Source organism: Intrasporangium calvum, from assembly GCF_028446585.1.
In the GTDB taxonomy this organism is placed as follows: Bacteria; Actinomycetota; Actinomycetes; order Actinomycetales; family Dermatophilaceae; genus Intrasporangium; species Intrasporangium calvum_A.
Map to the genome: position 1 here is coordinate 53,569 of NZ_JAPFQL010000042.1, position 13,292 is coordinate 66,860.

General features: G+C 72.0%; 11 protein-coding genes. 8 read left to right on the top strand and 3 right to left on the bottom strand.

Annotated elements, in window-relative coordinates; genetic code table 11:
* The first annotated feature begins 45 nt into the window (after positions 1-45).
* The 3 genes from OO014_RS11010 (at position 46) to OO014_RS11020 (ending at position 5,148) form a co-directional block, all read left to right on the top strand.
* On the top strand, positions 46-1,287 hold the full coding sequence (locus OO014_RS11010; protein WP_272462362.1) for a DNA recombination protein RmuC: 1,242 nt from the start codon (positions 46-48) through the stop codon (positions 1,285-1,287).
* A gap of 222 nt (positions 1,288-1,509) precedes the next feature.
* Positions 1,510-3,093, top strand: a complete 1,584-nt coding sequence (locus tag OO014_RS11015) for a substrate-binding domain-containing protein (protein ID WP_272462363.1) — start codon at positions 1,510-1,512, stop codon at positions 3,091-3,093.
* Positions 3,094-3,324: 231 nt separating this feature from the next.
* Entirely contained in the window at positions 3,325-5,148 is a 1,824-nt protein-coding gene (locus OO014_RS11020) for a substrate-binding domain-containing protein (RefSeq protein ID WP_272462364.1), read from the top strand.
* A gap of 18 nt (positions 5,149-5,166) precedes the next feature.
* Here OO014_RS11020 and OO014_RS11025 read toward each other — a convergent pair whose 3' ends face one another.
* Complete coding sequence (locus OO014_RS11025) at positions 5,167-5,622, bottom strand: ANTAR domain-containing protein (RefSeq protein WP_272462365.1); 456 nt, start codon at positions 5,620-5,622, stop codon at positions 5,167-5,169.
* A gap of 145 nt (positions 5,623-5,767) precedes the next feature.
* Positions 5,768-6,787, bottom strand: a complete 1,020-nt coding sequence (locus OO014_RS11030) for a 4-hydroxy-3-methylbut-2-enyl diphosphate reductase (protein ID WP_272462366.1) — start codon at positions 6,785-6,787, stop codon at positions 5,768-5,770.
* Between the two features lie 126 nt (positions 6,788-6,913).
* Here OO014_RS11030 and xseA point away from each other — a divergent pair, with 126 nt between their 5' ends.
* Together xseA and OO014_RS11040 are read left to right on the top strand one after the other, a co-directional pair.
* Entirely contained in the window at positions 6,914-8,224 is a 1,311-nt protein-coding gene (gene xseA, locus OO014_RS11035) for an exodeoxyribonuclease VII large subunit (protein ID WP_272462375.1), read from the top strand.
* Between the two features lie 10 nt (positions 8,225-8,234).
* Positions 8,235-8,459, top strand: a complete 225-nt coding sequence (locus OO014_RS11040; protein ID WP_272462367.1) for an exodeoxyribonuclease VII small subunit — start codon at positions 8,235-8,237, stop codon at positions 8,457-8,459.
* Between the two features lie 176 nt (positions 8,460-8,635).
* Here the strand turns inward: OO014_RS11040 and OO014_RS11045 are convergent, their stop codons facing one another.
* Complete coding sequence (locus OO014_RS11045; protein WP_272462368.1) at positions 8,636-9,211, bottom strand: DUF4245 domain-containing protein; 576 nt, start codon at positions 9,209-9,211, stop codon at positions 8,636-8,638.
* A gap of 143 nt (positions 9,212-9,354) precedes the next feature.
* Here OO014_RS11045 and glpX point away from each other — a divergent pair, with 143 nt between their 5' ends.
* The 3 genes from glpX to OO014_RS11060 all read left to right on the top strand — a co-directional run bounded on the left by glpX (position 9,355) and on the right by OO014_RS11060 (position 13,160).
* Positions 9,355-10,347 (top strand): class II fructose-bisphosphatase, encoded by a 993-nt coding sequence (glpX, locus tag OO014_RS11050; protein ID WP_272462369.1) that lies wholly within the window; start codon positions 9,355-9,357, stop codon positions 10,345-10,347.
* 10 nt (positions 10,348-10,357) lie between these two features.
* On the top strand, positions 10,358-11,305 hold the full coding sequence (locus tag OO014_RS11055; RefSeq protein WP_272462370.1) for a carbohydrate kinase family protein: 948 nt from the start codon (positions 10,358-10,360) through the stop codon (positions 11,303-11,305).
* Positions 11,306-11,426: 121 nt separating this feature from the next.
* A complete protein-coding gene (locus tag OO014_RS11060) occupies positions 11,427-13,160 on the top strand; it encodes a substrate-binding and VWA domain-containing protein (protein WP_272462371.1) in 1,734 nt (577 codons plus the stop codon).
* The last annotated feature ends 132 nt before the right edge of the window (positions 13,161-13,292 follow it).

Sequence of the window (13,292 nt, forward strand, 5' to 3'; positions counted from 1 at the left end):
CGTGCCCTGCCGGACGCTGTCAGTGGCCTCTGCCACGGTTGCGGCATGGACTCAGCCGCACTGCTCACCGGTCTCGTCACCGGCCTGCTCCTCGGTGGCCTGCTCGGCTTCCTCTGGGTGCGTGGGTCGCTCCTGTCCCGGGCGACCGCCGCCGAGGCCGAGCGTGACGTCCTGCGCCAACGGCTCGACGACCTCGAGCTGGCGCGGGCCGAGTCGGCCGACACGGCAGCCCTGCTCGCGCCGCTGCGCGACACCATCGGCCGCGTGGAGCGGCAGGTGGGGGCTCTGGAGCGCGACCGCGTCGAGCAGTTCGGCGAGCTCGGTGAGCGCCTCAACTCCGTCAGCCGGTCGACCGAGTCCCTGCGCTCCGAGACTGCGACCCTGGCGAGCGCCCTCAGCGCCTCCTCGGTCCGGGGCGCCTGGGGCGAGGTGCAGCTGCGTCGGGTGCTCGAGCTGTCGGGGCTGCTCGCCCGCTGCGACTTCGACGAGCAGGTGACCCGGACGTCGAGCCACGGCGCGACGATCCGACCCGACGCCGTCGTCAACCTGCCCGGCGGGCGGCACGTCGTCATCGACAGCAAGGCGCCGATGTCCCACTTCCTCCAGGCACAGGGCGAGTCGGTCAGCGCCCAGGAGCGCACGGAGCTGCTGGGCGCCCACGCGACGTCCCTGCGCCGGCACGTCGACGCGCTGGCGGGCAAGGCCTACTGGAGCGCCTTCAGCCGCTCGCCCGAGGTCGTCGTGTGCTTCGTCCCCGGGGAGGCCATCCTCGGCGCGGCGCTCGCCGACGACCCGGGGCTCTATGAGCACGCGCTGAACCGCAAGGTCGTCCTCGCCTCCCCCGGCACGCTCTTCGCCGTGCTGCGCACGATCGGCGCAGTCTGGCAGCAGGACGCGCTGGAGCAGAACGCCCGAGACCTCCTCGCCCTCGGCCAGGAGCTGCACGCCCGGCTCTCGACCCTCGGCGGCCACGTCTCGGCGATGGGCCAGTCACTCGCCCGCAGCGTGGAGAACTACAACCGGTTCGTCGGCACGCTCGAGTCTCGCGTGTTCGTCACGGCGCGCCGGCTGCGGGAGCTGGGGATCGCCCAGCAGGACGAGCAGCCGGAGACCCTGCCGCTCGAGGCAGCGCCGAGGACGCTGAGCGCGCCCGAGCTGCTCGGCGATGAGGCCGGGCTCGGCGATGTCGGCCGCGCGGCACGTGACGAAGTTCACCTCGCCCGCGAGCGCGTCGTGGACCCCGTGCACGGCGAGGGGCGCGTGGGTGAACGCGAGGAGAGCGCCTGACGTCGTGGAAGCGGCGAACTGCACATTTGACGCGCGCCCGATACGGTGGACTTCCACCTCGTCGCCCCCGAGAATTGCCCCCGTGACAGGTGGTGCGCAGTGACGGTGGGTGGGGGCCCCACCCCGGAAGAGGGACCAACGAGGCCGGAGCGACGCATCGGCCCCTACGAGGCATCACTGCGTGAGTCGGCCAGCCAGGCCGAGGCCACTCACCGCGCGAGAGTGCAGGCAGCACGTCGCCGCCGTGTCGTCATCTCGGCGGTCACAGCAGTGGCGGTGGCCGCGGCCGGCTTCGTCAGCTGGCGCCTGCTCACTCCTGCCGCGCCGCCCACCTCCGTCCCGTCGACTGCGGCCTCCCCGATCTCCTGCTCCGACGCCACAGCGGTCACCGTGGCTGCGGCACCTGCCGTCGCGCCGGTGCTCGCGGCGCTCGCCGAGACACTGAGCACCGAGGAGACCGGGCCCTGTGCGGCGTTCACGATCCAGTCGGTGGAGCCCTTCGCCGTCTCGGGCACGATCGGCACGGCGGCCGCTCCGGATGCGTGGGTTACGGACTCGACCGAGTGGGTCGCGCGAGCCGGTTCGCTCGCCGGTGGGCAGCTCACGGTGGCTGAGCCCTTCGCGTCGACCGGCATCGTGGTGGCCATGCCGCGCGCCGGCGCCGAGCAGGTCGGCGCCGAGGCGAAGTGGGCCTCGGCGCTCACAGCTGGGACCCCCGTCCGCGTGCCGGACCCGACGCGCTCTGCCGCGGGCGCCTGGGCGCTCGGGGCGGCCGCTGCGGGTCTGCCGGCCGACCGGCTCACCGAGGTGATCCGGGCCAGCGCGGCCTCCCCCGCCCCGGGCCTGGCCGCGGTGGCCGACTCGCAGACGCCCCTCGGGGTGGTCGTCTCCGCCGCGCAGCTGCTCGCCTTCAACGAGTCCAACGGCGGGCGGGCCCTCGCGGCCGTCGCTCCCGTCGACGGCGCACCATCCCTCAACTACCGCCTCATCACCGTGACCGACGAGCCGAAGGTGGCCGGGCTCATCGCCGACCTGGCTGCCTACCTCGGCACCGAGGACGCCAAGTCGGCCCTCTCGACGGCCGGCTTCACGACACCCGGAGGCCCTGATCCAGAGCTGCCCTCGCCGCTCTATGGCCAGGTCGTCGAGGCATCGGCTCCCGATGCACAGGCCCTCAAGACGGTCCGGTCGACGTGGGCGGCCGCCAGCCCGAAGCGCCAGACGCTCCTCGTGCTCGACGTCTCCGGCTCGATGCTCCGGCGCACGGACCAGGGCACGCGCCTCGAGGTCATTCAGGCCGCCGCCCTCGAATCAGTCGCTTCGCTGCCGCCCACCAACCGGGTGGGCCTGTGGGCCTACTCGTTGCACATCGGCAACAAGGGCGACGACTTCCGCCAGCTGCTGGGCGCTGCGCCCATCGGCGACACGGAGCACCTGCGTGACGTGCGCAAGCAGATGGCCGGTCTCACGCGCGTCGTGGGCGGTGGCCGCGGACTCTACGACACCATCGTGGCGAGCTACCAGCGCGCGCGGTCGATCTATGCCCCGGGCCAGCAGAACACCGTCGTGGTGATCGCCGACGGGCCCAACGACGACGACTACGGCGCCTCGCTCAACGACGCTCGCGCCAAGCTCAAGCGGTTGGTCGACGCCCGCAACCCGATCCGGATGGAGATCATCGGTTTTGGCAGTGAGCCGAAGGCCGAGGCGCTGGAGTCCTTCGCCACGATGACCGGCGGGCGATACCGCAGCGCCGCCGAGCCCGGGGATCTCCTGCCGGCGCTGCGGGCGGCCCTGGGCGGCTGAGACGCCCCCAGGGCTGCAGAACGCCGGTTGACCAGCGGGTGAACTCCTGTCGTTGCTGGGCTGTCCTGCGGCTGAACCCGCCTGCCCAGGCCTGACTCGACCCACCCATCAAACCCCTTCTCCCACAATCAAATCCGACGGTTGCCCGCCAGCGGGACGCATCGTCAGAGCTGTCGACCGCGACGCTGGGCTGCGGTTGGTGTCCTGCACGAATCGCCGCATACTCGCGACGTGGACTTCGGCGGGCGAGACGAGACGAGCAAGACACACGCGGCCGTGCCCCCTCCGGCGAGCCGGCGCGTCGGCCCCTACGAGGCCTCGCTGCTGGCCACCCGCGAGAGCAGGCGTCACGAGGTGCAGCAGCGACAGCTGCGCAAGCGGCAGGTGCGGATCACCGTCGCTGCGGCCGCGGCGGTCGCGGTCGTCGCGGGGGTCGGGATCGGCTTCCAGCTCCTCCGGGGCGGCAGCGACGCGCCCCCACTCGCGGCCCCCGGAGCGGCACCCGCCGCCCCCAGCACGCAGCACGTCACCTCGGGGTGCAAGCGGCCCGCCCACCTGACCGTGGCCGTGCCGGCGGCGATGGCGCCCGCGTTCACCGCGGTCGTCGAGGGCTTCACGGCGCAGCCCGGTGTGCCCTGCGCCGCCTTCACCGTCGTGCCCCTCGAGTCGAGCACGGTCGCCCAGTCGCTGGCCGGCCCGACCCGACCCGACGCCTGGGTCGTCGATGCCCACCTCTGGCTCGAGCAGGCCAACAGCCGCGCGGGCCTCGGGCTCGTGGCCGACGAGCCCTTCGCCGCGACTCCGGTGGTGCTCGCCATGACCCCCGCCTCGGCCGAGGAGACCGAGCGAGCCGCTTGGGCCGCACTGGCCGAGGGCAGCGACGACGGGCCGCGGCTCGCCCTGCCCGACCCGACCACGTCGACGGTCGGCCTGCTCGGGCTGGCCGCCGCCGCACCCGATGCCTCGGAGACGGCCCTGAAGCGGGTCGCGGAGAGCGCCCGGTCCTTCACCGAGCCCGGCTCGGCCATCGTCGCCGCGAGCGACGCCAGACGCGACGTCACGACGCCCGTCTCGATGGCCGAACTGACCCGCTACAACGCCACCAACGCGAACTCCCCCCTGACCGGGGTCGCACCGGCCGACGGCTCACCCACCCTCGAGTACTCCCTGGTCGCCGTCGCCGACGGCACCGTGGCTTCCCGGGTCCTGCGCAGCCTGCGTGACTTCCTCGCCTCGGATGCCGCCCGGGCCGTCGTCGCGGCGCATGGCTTCACACCTCCGGGTGCCGGAGCATCGGCTCCGGCGGCCCCCAGCAGCAGCGTCGAGGCAGCCCCAGCGGGCACGCGGACGGGCGCAGAGGCGCCCGCGACCACGGCGCTGGGCAAGGTCACGCCGCTGCCGGCGCTGAGCCTCGCCACTGCCGAGAAGCTGCGCGACGCGTGGGCTGCGGTGCAGCCGGCCCCGTCGGGTGTGCTCGCGCTGGACACGTCCGGCACGACGCTGTCGCAGGTTGCCGGCAGCACGATCCTCGACCGGATCAGCGAGGGTGCCCAGCTGGGCATCGGCAGGCTGCCCGACCGAGCGAGGGTGGGACTGTGGCTCTACGGTCAGCACCTCGGGCCGAAGGGCGAGGACCATCTGGTGGTCGTGGCCCCGGGAGCACTGAGCCGGGCGGGCCAGCTGCAGGCGATCGCCAAGGGGCTGGAGTCGATGCCGACCGTCGCGGGCGGTGGGCGGGGCCTCTATGACACGGTCATCGCCGCAGTGGACGCCGCGCGGGCCCAGGCGCAGCCGGGTCGAGCCAGCACGGCCGTCGTCGTCACGGCCGGTCCGAATGACGATGACTTCGGCGCCTCCCTCGGCGCAGTCAAGGCGCACCTGAGCAAGAACGACCCGGCCAAGGGCGTGCAGCTCGTCATCATCGGCGTCGGCAGCAAGCCAGACGCAACGCTCCTCACCGAGGTGGCCAGGTCGGCCGGAGGCACCTATCAGGCGGTGCAGGGCTCGGACGACCTGGCACCGGCCATCGCCGCGGCCCTCGCCGGCCGGCCCTGACCGCACCCCGAGGACGGCTCAGTCCGGCGGCAGCGTGCTGAGGTCGCCCGTGTAGACGATCTCCTCGGCGATGACTCGCAGCTTGAGGTTGGCGGCCTGGCTGGCCCGCTTGAGGATGTCTACGGCATCCGTCTCGCTCACGCGTCGGCTCACCATCACGATGCCGATGGCCGCGCCGATCTTGCGGGACGACGTCAACGCGTCCTGCAGCTGTGCGATGTGCTCCGCACTGAGCAGCCCATCCTCATAGAGCTCCTTGAGCATGAGCCGGTCCACGTCGGCTCGGGTCTCGAGGTCATCGATCCGGCGACGATCGGAGTCGGCGCGGTCATCGGTGGCGCTGGCCCGGTCGTGGGCTTCGGTGAGGCGGTTGTGCAGGTGCGCGATGTCCGCCTGCGTGACGGCCACCCTCGCGCTCAGCTCCTCGAACCGCCGCTGCGACTCGAGGCCGCTCTCCGGTTGCTCGTTGCTCATGACTCGATTATGTCCAGACACGTCCGGTCTGCGGGAGATGAAGAGCACATCCGAGCATCTGGGATCACGGCGCGAGGGGGCTGCGACCGGGTACGGGGCGCCTGACGTGGCGCCGGGTCAAAAAGCGGCCCGGCGTCCCGCCACGTCAGTGCAGCGAGCCGGCGTCCTCGAAGGCCGCGTCGTGCCGCACCGTGCCCGCCTCGGAGCCGGAGAGGCGCTTGATGTCGCGGCTCAGCTCGTGCGGCAGGGCGAAGAGGAGCGACTCCTCGGCCGCGACGACGGGCTGGACGGTGGCGTAGCCGCGCTCCGCCAGCCACGTCAGGACGTCACGGACGAGCACCTCGGGGACGCTCGCACCGGAGGTGACCCCGACGGTGGTGACGCCCTCGAGCCAGGCCTCCTGGATCTCGTCGGCGTAGTCGACGAGGTGGCCGGCCCGCGCGCCGTGCTCCACGGCGACCTCGACGAGGCGCACGGAGTTGGAGGAGTTGCGGGAGCCGACGACGATCATCAGGTCGGTGTCAGGGGCCATCTGCTTCACGGCGAGCTGACGGTTCTGCGTGGCGTAGCAGATGTCGTCGCTCGGGGGGTTCTGCAGCGCGGGGAACTTCTCCTTGAGCCGCTTGACCGTCTCCATCGTCTCGTCGACGGACAGCGTGGTCTGCGAGAGCCAGACGACCTTCTCGGGGTCGCGGACGGTGACGTTGTCGACGTCGTCGGGGCCATCGACGATGGTGATGTGCTCGGGCGCCTCGCCGGAGGTGCCGATGACCTCCTCGTGTCCCTCGTGTCCGATGAGGAGGATGTCGTAGTCGTCGTTGGCGAAGCGGACCGCCTCGCGGTGCACCTTGGTGACGAGGGGGCACGTCGCGTCGATCGTCTTGAGGCTGCGGGTGCGGGCCTCCTCGTGGACCACGGGGGCGACGCCGTGCGCCGAGAAGATGACCGTGGCGCCCTCGGGCACCTCTTCGGTCTCGTCGACGAAGATCGCGCCGCGCCGCTCGAGAGTGTTGACGACGTGCTTGTTGTGGACGATCTGCTTGCGCACGTAGACCGGGGGCCCGTAGAGCTCGAGCGCCTTCTCCACCGTCACCACGGCGCGGTCGACGCCCGCGCAGTAGCCCCGGGGGGCGGCCAGGAGAACCTTCTTCTCGGGCTGAGTCATGCGCCCATGGTAGGTCGGCAGGCGGTGACCTCCCCAATCGCGCCCGTATGCCGCTGGGCCGGCTCCCGGCCTCGTCCTGACCTTCGACCGTCGGTCGGGAGCCGTAGGGTGACCACCGTGAGCACGATGGGACCGCTGCCGGAGAAGGCGGCCGAGACCACTGCCGAGCAGCCGTGGCCCGTGCGGGTCCTCAGTCTCAAGATCGCCGACTACGTCGACCGGATGTCGCAGCTGTGGGTCGAGGGCCAGGTCGTCCAGTTCAACCCCCGCGGCGGCACGGCGTTCCTCACCCTGCGCGACCCCGACGTCGACATGTCGCTCTCGGTCTCGGTGCCGATGAACGCCGTCAACGCCATGCCGATCCCGCTCACCCAGGGCGCGCGGGTCGTGCTCCAGGCCAAGCCGACCTTCTGGACGAAGCGGGGCACCCTGCAGCTCGAGGCGCGGCAGATCCGCCCGGTCGGCATCGGCGACCTGCTGGCCCGGGTCGAGGTGCTCAAGCGCACTCTGGCCGCGGAGGGGGTCTTCGACGCCGAACGGAAGCGGCCGATCCCGTTCCTGCCGCACCGCGTGGGCCTCATCACCGGGCGAAGCTCCGCGGCCGAGAAGGACGTCGTCGAGAACGCCCGGCGCCGCTGGCCGGCCGTCCGCTTCGAGATCCGCGAGGTCGCGGTCCAGGGCAACACGGCGGTGACCGAGGTCTGCGCCGCGCTCGTCGAGCTCGATGCGCACCCCGAGGTCGACGTCATCGTCATCGCTCGCGGTGGCGGCGCGCTCGAGGAGCTCTTGCCCTTCTCCAACGAGGCGATGATCCGTGCGGTCGCCGCGGCTCGCACCCCGGTCATCAGCGCGATCGGCCATGACGTCGACCAGCCACTCCTCGACCTCGTCGCGGACTGGCGGGCATCCACTCCGACCGACGCCGGCAAGAAGGTCGTGCCTGACGCGGCCCGCGAGGTCGCCCTCGTGGCCGGCGGCCGGGACCGGCTGCGCGGGGCCGTGCTGCGCCGGGTCGAGGCGGAGCAGCGCGGCCTGCGTGCCCTGCTGACCCGGCCCGTGCTGGCCGACCCGGTCGCGCAGGTGCGGGTGCGACGGACCGAGATCGACGGCCTGCGCGAGCGGACGCGCCTGCGGATGGAGGCGCGACTCCAAAGGGCCGGCGACCAGGTCCTGCACCTGCGGCGTCAGGTCACCGCCCTCTCACCCCAGTCGACGCTCGACCGGGGCTACGCCGTCGTCCAGCACCGCGACGGCCGCATCGTCATGGACCAGGAGGACGTGGGCATCGGCGAGCTGCTCCGCGTCCGCGTCGCCCGCGGCGACTTCGGCGTGCGCCCGGTGACCGACGGCCTCGACGATCCGGCAGCCGGACCCGAGCCAGCGCCGGCGAAGGCGAAGCCCGCGCCGCGCAAGCGGGCCCCGCGACGCCCGGCATAGGGTGGTCCGCATGGCTGACGCAGAGACCGAGGCGACGTTCCCCGACATCGCGCAGCTGCGCTACGAGGACGCCCGCGAGGAGCTCATCGGCATCGTGGCCAAGCTCGAGGCCGGCCAGGCTCCGCTCGAGGACTCGATGCAGCTCTGGCGGCGCGGCGAGGCACTGGCAGCGCACTGCCAGAAGTGGCTCGACGGCGCCCAGGCCGAGATCGAGCAGGCCACCGCGAAGGACTGAGCCGACCGCCCGAGGTCACCCGACCCGGGGACCGAGCCCAGCGGCATACCGCTCAGGGCAGGGCTCCGGACGACCGCTGCTCGCGGAACTGCGGTCCGGGGCACGTCCCCGAGCAGCACCCGCGCGCCGAGTCCGACCAACGGTCGTCCGACGCCAGCAGCCCACAGACCGTCAGGTCAGGGGGCCGGGGTGACCTCGCGGAGCGCTGCGACGAACGTCTTGAGCTCGGCCTCGACCGCCGTGCCGGTGGCCACCAGAGTGGTGTCGCCGGAGCGCTCGACATAGCTGACCTGCGAGCCGCCGCGGGCCACGTAGCGCTCGAACGTCCGGCCACCGACCGTCACGGACCCCTCGCGGGCGCCGTCGTTCACCGAGCGGTCGACCCAGCCCTCGGTGACCTCGGTCGCCTCCTTGAGGGCGATGTCGCCACCCTCGGGCGTCTCCCACACGGTCGTGAACGTCGGCACGCCCTCGGTGCCGGGCCCGTAGGTCGCCACCGTCGGCACCCAGCCGTCGCCGAGCCCCTGCGGCAGCTCGAGCGTCCCGCCCGTCTGGGTCATCGTCGCTCGGGCCTTGCCCAGGGCGTCGACGGCAGGCCGGTCGACCTCGCTGATCCGCGGGACGATGGCGACGAGCGCGGCGACCAGCAGACCCATGAAGAGCAGCGACCGCAGCATGTTGGACAACGAACCCATCGAGTAGCGGCTGGGGCGCGGTGCGTCGGTCGTCGGCACGGTCTCCGGGGCGGTCATGGGACCATCGTCCCCGAGGCGGCGGACCGGGCCAAACCCGCTGCCGATCACCACCGCCAGGCGTCTCCGGCACCTTGTCCGTGCCGGCTCTCGCGTCCCGATAGGCTGACGCCGTCCGCGATGACGCAGAGCCGGAGGATCCAATGAAGCACAGTCCGCCCGATCGCAACCTAGCCCTCGAGCTCGTTCGAGTCACCGAGGCAGCGGCGATGGCAGGTGGACGCTGGGTCGGCCGCGGCGAGAAGAACAAGGCCGACGGTGCCGCGGTCGAGGCGATGCGGGCGATGATCTCCACCGTCAGCATGAACGGCATCGTCGTCATCGGTGAGGGCGAGAAGGACAACGCCCCGATGCTCTTCAACGGCGAGCACGTGGGTGACGGCACCGGCCGCGAGTACGACGTCGCCGTCGACCCGATCGACGGCACGACGTTGACGGCCAAGGGCATGCCCAACGCCGTCTCGGTCATGGCCGTGGCCAACCGCGGCGCGATGTACGACCCATCCGCCGTCTTCTACATGGACAAGCTCGCCACGGGCCCCGACGCGGCCGACGTGGTCGACATCCGGCTCCCCGTCGCCGAGAACATCCGCCGCGTCGCCAAGGCGAAGAACGAGACGCCGGCCGACGTCACCGTCGTCATGCTCGACCGCCCGCGCCACGATGCACTGGCCGCCGAGGTGCGCGCCGCCGGGGCCCGCATCCGCTACATCACCGACGGCGACGTCGCAGGTGCCGTCATGGCCGCCCGGCCCGGCACCGGTGTCGACCTGCTCCTCGGCATCGGCGGCACCCCCGAGGGCATCATCGCCGCCTGCGCCATCAAGTGCGTCGGTGGCGTCATCCAGGGCCGTCTCTGGCCCAAGGACGACGACGAGCGCCAGAAGGCCCTCGACGCCGGCCACGACCTGGAGCGCGTGCTCTCGACCGATGACCTCGTGACGAGCGACTGCTTCTTCGTCGCGACCGGCATCACCGACGGGGAGCTGCTGCGCGGCGTGCGCTACGGCAGCAACTCCGCCCGCACCCACTCGCTCGTCATGCGCTCGCGCAGCGGCACGATCCGCACCATCGAGAGCGAGCACAACTTCAGCCGCCCCGGCTGGTTCGGCGCCGCCGACATGGTCGAGGACTGACGACCCTGTCATGACCGCTCCCGCTGCCTCCGGACACGCCCGCACCCTCGTCATCGGCGAGGCGCTCATCGACGCCGTGACGTCGTCCGGCGGCGCGAGCGAGGAGCACGTGGGTGGCAGTCCGGCCAACGTCGCCATCGGCCTGGCCGCCCTCGACCATCCGGTCGCGCTCGCGACGTGGATCGCCACCGACGAGCACGGCAACTGGATCGCCGAGCACTGCCGGGAGCGGGACGTCGAGCTGACCGCGGGGTCGCAGGGCGCACCGTTCACCTCCGTGGCGCACGCAACGCTCGACGAGCAGGGGGCGGCCACCTACCGCTTCGACCTCGAGTGGCAGCTGGCGGCCGTGCCGGGCCTGCGGGAGTTCGGCCACGTGCACACCGGCAGCATCGCCGCGGTGCTCGAGCCGGGCGGCAGCGCCGTGCGCGACACCCTGCGTGTCGCGCGGTCGACCGCGACGATCTCCTACGACCCCAACGCCCGGCCCACCCTCATGGGCGACCCGCAGCACGCCCGTCGCCTCATCGAGGAGTGCATCTCGCTGGCCGACGTCGTCAAGGTCTCGGACGAGGACATCGCCTGGCTCCGGCCCGAGGACGAGCTCGACGACGTCGTCGCCGACTGGGCCACGCTCGGGCCGGCCCTCGTCGTCGTCACCCGCGGAGCGCAGGGCGCGACCGCGACGCTGACCCGCAGTGGTGAGACGCACCACACGTCTGTCCCGCCGGTCGCCGTGGTCGACACCGTCGGAGCCGGCGACTCCTTCATGGCCGGTCTCGTCTCCGGACTGCTCGACGCCGGCCTCGCCGGCGGACCTGAGGCCCGAAACCGCCTGCGGGCGGCCACCATCGGTGCGGTCGTCCCCGCTCTGGAGCGAGCCGTCGCCACGAGCCGCCTCACCGTGGCCCGTCCGGGCGCGCACGCGCCGACCAGGACTGATCTCGTCGGCGGATGAACAGCTATTCGACAAGACCGGCAGTCTCAAGCGACAATCGGCGCGAATCCCCGGGTAGGTTGCTCGGTGGTTCATGTCTCGACGCCCATCCCCCCGGGGCGTCTTCATGTGAGGATCACCCGTGACCAACCCGCCACCTCCACTGCGTCCTTCTGGTTCCTACGAGCAGAGCCTGACCGAGACGCGGGCCGCCCGTAAGGCGCTCGAGGCCAGGATCGCCAAGGCCCGGAGGCGCCGGCGACTGGGCGCAATCGCAGCCGTCCTTGCCGTCGTCGGCGGCGGTGCCGGCGGCGCGGCATGGTGGCTGGGCAGGGACACGGCCCCCGAGGTCACCCCCATCGCAGCGGGCCCGACGAAGAAGTGCGCCACCCAGACGCCGGTGACCCTGTGGTCGGCGCCGTCGATGCAGCCGGCGGCCGTGGCGCTCGTCAAGGCCTTCCAGGCCGACCCCAGCTCCCCCTGCGTCGACTACCAGGTGATCTCCCGCAAGCCCATCGAGGCGATGATCGGCCTCGGCAAGGGCCAGCCCAACCGACCCGATGGCTGGATCCCGGACTCGCCGCTCTGGGTGCAGAAGGTCAACCAGGCCGCCGGCCTCAATGCCAAGATCGCGACGCCGTTCGCCGAAAGCCCCCTCGTCGTGGCGATGGACCCGGCCGAGGCCTCCAAGCTCGACGCGCAGCCGGCCTGGCTGGAGCTCGTCGCGTCCGACTCACCGATCCGGATGAGCGACCCCCGCAGCACGACCGCCGGGATGCTGACGCTCTCCACCACCCTGCCGCTGCTCAGCCCCGAGCAGGGACGCGTCATCATCCCCAAGCTCGCCCAGCAGATGGCGCCCTCGGACGACCAGCTCTTCGCGACCTACACCTCCGAGCCGGCCAAGGCGAGCGCCTTCCCCACCTCCGAGGCGGCCCTGGCCGAGCACAACCGGGTCAACGCGCAGAAGAAGATGGTCGCGGTCATCCCCGCCGAGGGCACGCCGTCCTTCGAGTACAGCCTCATCAACGTCTCGACCAACCCCGCCAAGGCACAGGGCATCGAGGCCCTCCGTGCCTTCCTCCGCTCTGCTGAGGCCGCCAAGACGCTCGCGTCCTTCGGGCTGCGCTCCACCGCGGTGCCGGTCACCCTGCCGACGCCCCCCGGGAGCATCGGCGAGATCAAGCCCGGTGCGACGCCCCCGGCAGCGCAGGTCGCGGCCGCCATCGACGTCTGGCAGGCGGCGACGACGAGCTTCCAGCTGCTCTCGGTGTTCGACGTGTCCGGCTCGATGAACGAGAAGGTCGGCAACACGACACGCGTCAAGATCACCCAGGAGGCGGCCGGCATCGCGCTCAACGCCCTCCCCCGCTCGACGAAGCTCGGCCTCTGGGTCTTCTCGAGCGACAAGGGCGGCACGGGTCGCGACTACAAGGAGCTCGTGCCGATCGGTGAGCTGAGCAACGACGGGCACCGCGCCCGGATGGCAACCGCAGCCACGAGCCTCAGCAAGGAGGTCGACGGCTGGACCGGCCTCTACGACACGATCTGGGCGGCGTACTCCAAGCTCAAGGAGAACTACGACCCGCAGCGCGTCAACGCCGTCGTCATCCTGACCGACGGCAAGAACGAGGACCCCAACGGCGGCCTCTCGCTCCAGCAGCTGCTCGACCGGATCAAGAAGGCGACCGACCCCAAGAAGCCGATCGCGATCACGACGATCGGCATCGGCCCGGGCGTCGACGCGGACTCCCTCCGCAAGATCTCGCGCAGCTCGTTCTCCGACTTCTACGGCGCGGAGAACCCTGCCGACATGACGACGGTCCTCGCCAGGGCACTGTTCGACCACGAGTGCAAGGACGGCGTCTGCGCCTGAGCCAAGGCGTGAGGAAACGAGCGAGGAACGAGCGAGGCCCGGAGCGCCGATTCGGCTCAGGCGCCAGACAACGCGCCTGAGCCAAGGCGTGAGGAAACGAGCGAGGAACGAGCGAGGCCCGGAGCGCCGATT

Bases quoted from the DNA above. Each gene is read 5' to 3' on its own strand.
- OO014_RS11055 (WP_272462370.1), top strand. From the start codon at position 10,358: ATGACCGCTCCCGCTGCCTCCGGACACGCCCGCACCCTCGTCATCGGC.
- xseA (WP_272462375.1), top strand. From the start codon at position 6,914: ATGGGACCGCTGCCGGAGAAGGCGGCCGAGACCACTGCCGAGCAGCCG.
- OO014_RS11010 (WP_272462362.1), top strand. From the start codon at position 46: ATGGACTCAGCCGCACTGCTCACCGGTCTCGTCACCGGCCTGCTCCTC.
- glpX (WP_272462369.1), top strand. From the start codon at position 9,355: ATGAAGCACAGTCCGCCCGATCGCAACCTAGCCCTCGAGCTCGTTCGA.
- OO014_RS11030 (WP_272462366.1), bottom strand. From the start codon at position 6,787: ATGACTCAGCCCGAGAAGAAGGTTCTCCTGGCCGCCCCCCGGGGCTAC.
- OO014_RS11025 (WP_272462365.1), bottom strand. From the start codon at position 5,622: ATGAGCAACGAGCAACCGGAGAGCGGCCTCGAGTCGCAGCGGCGGTTC.
- OO014_RS11040 (WP_272462367.1), top strand. From the start codon at position 8,235: ATGGCTGACGCAGAGACCGAGGCGACGTTCCCCGACATCGCGCAGCTG.
- OO014_RS11045 (WP_272462368.1), bottom strand. From the start codon at position 9,211: ATGACCGCCCCGGAGACCGTGCCGACGACCGACGCACCGCGCCCCAGC.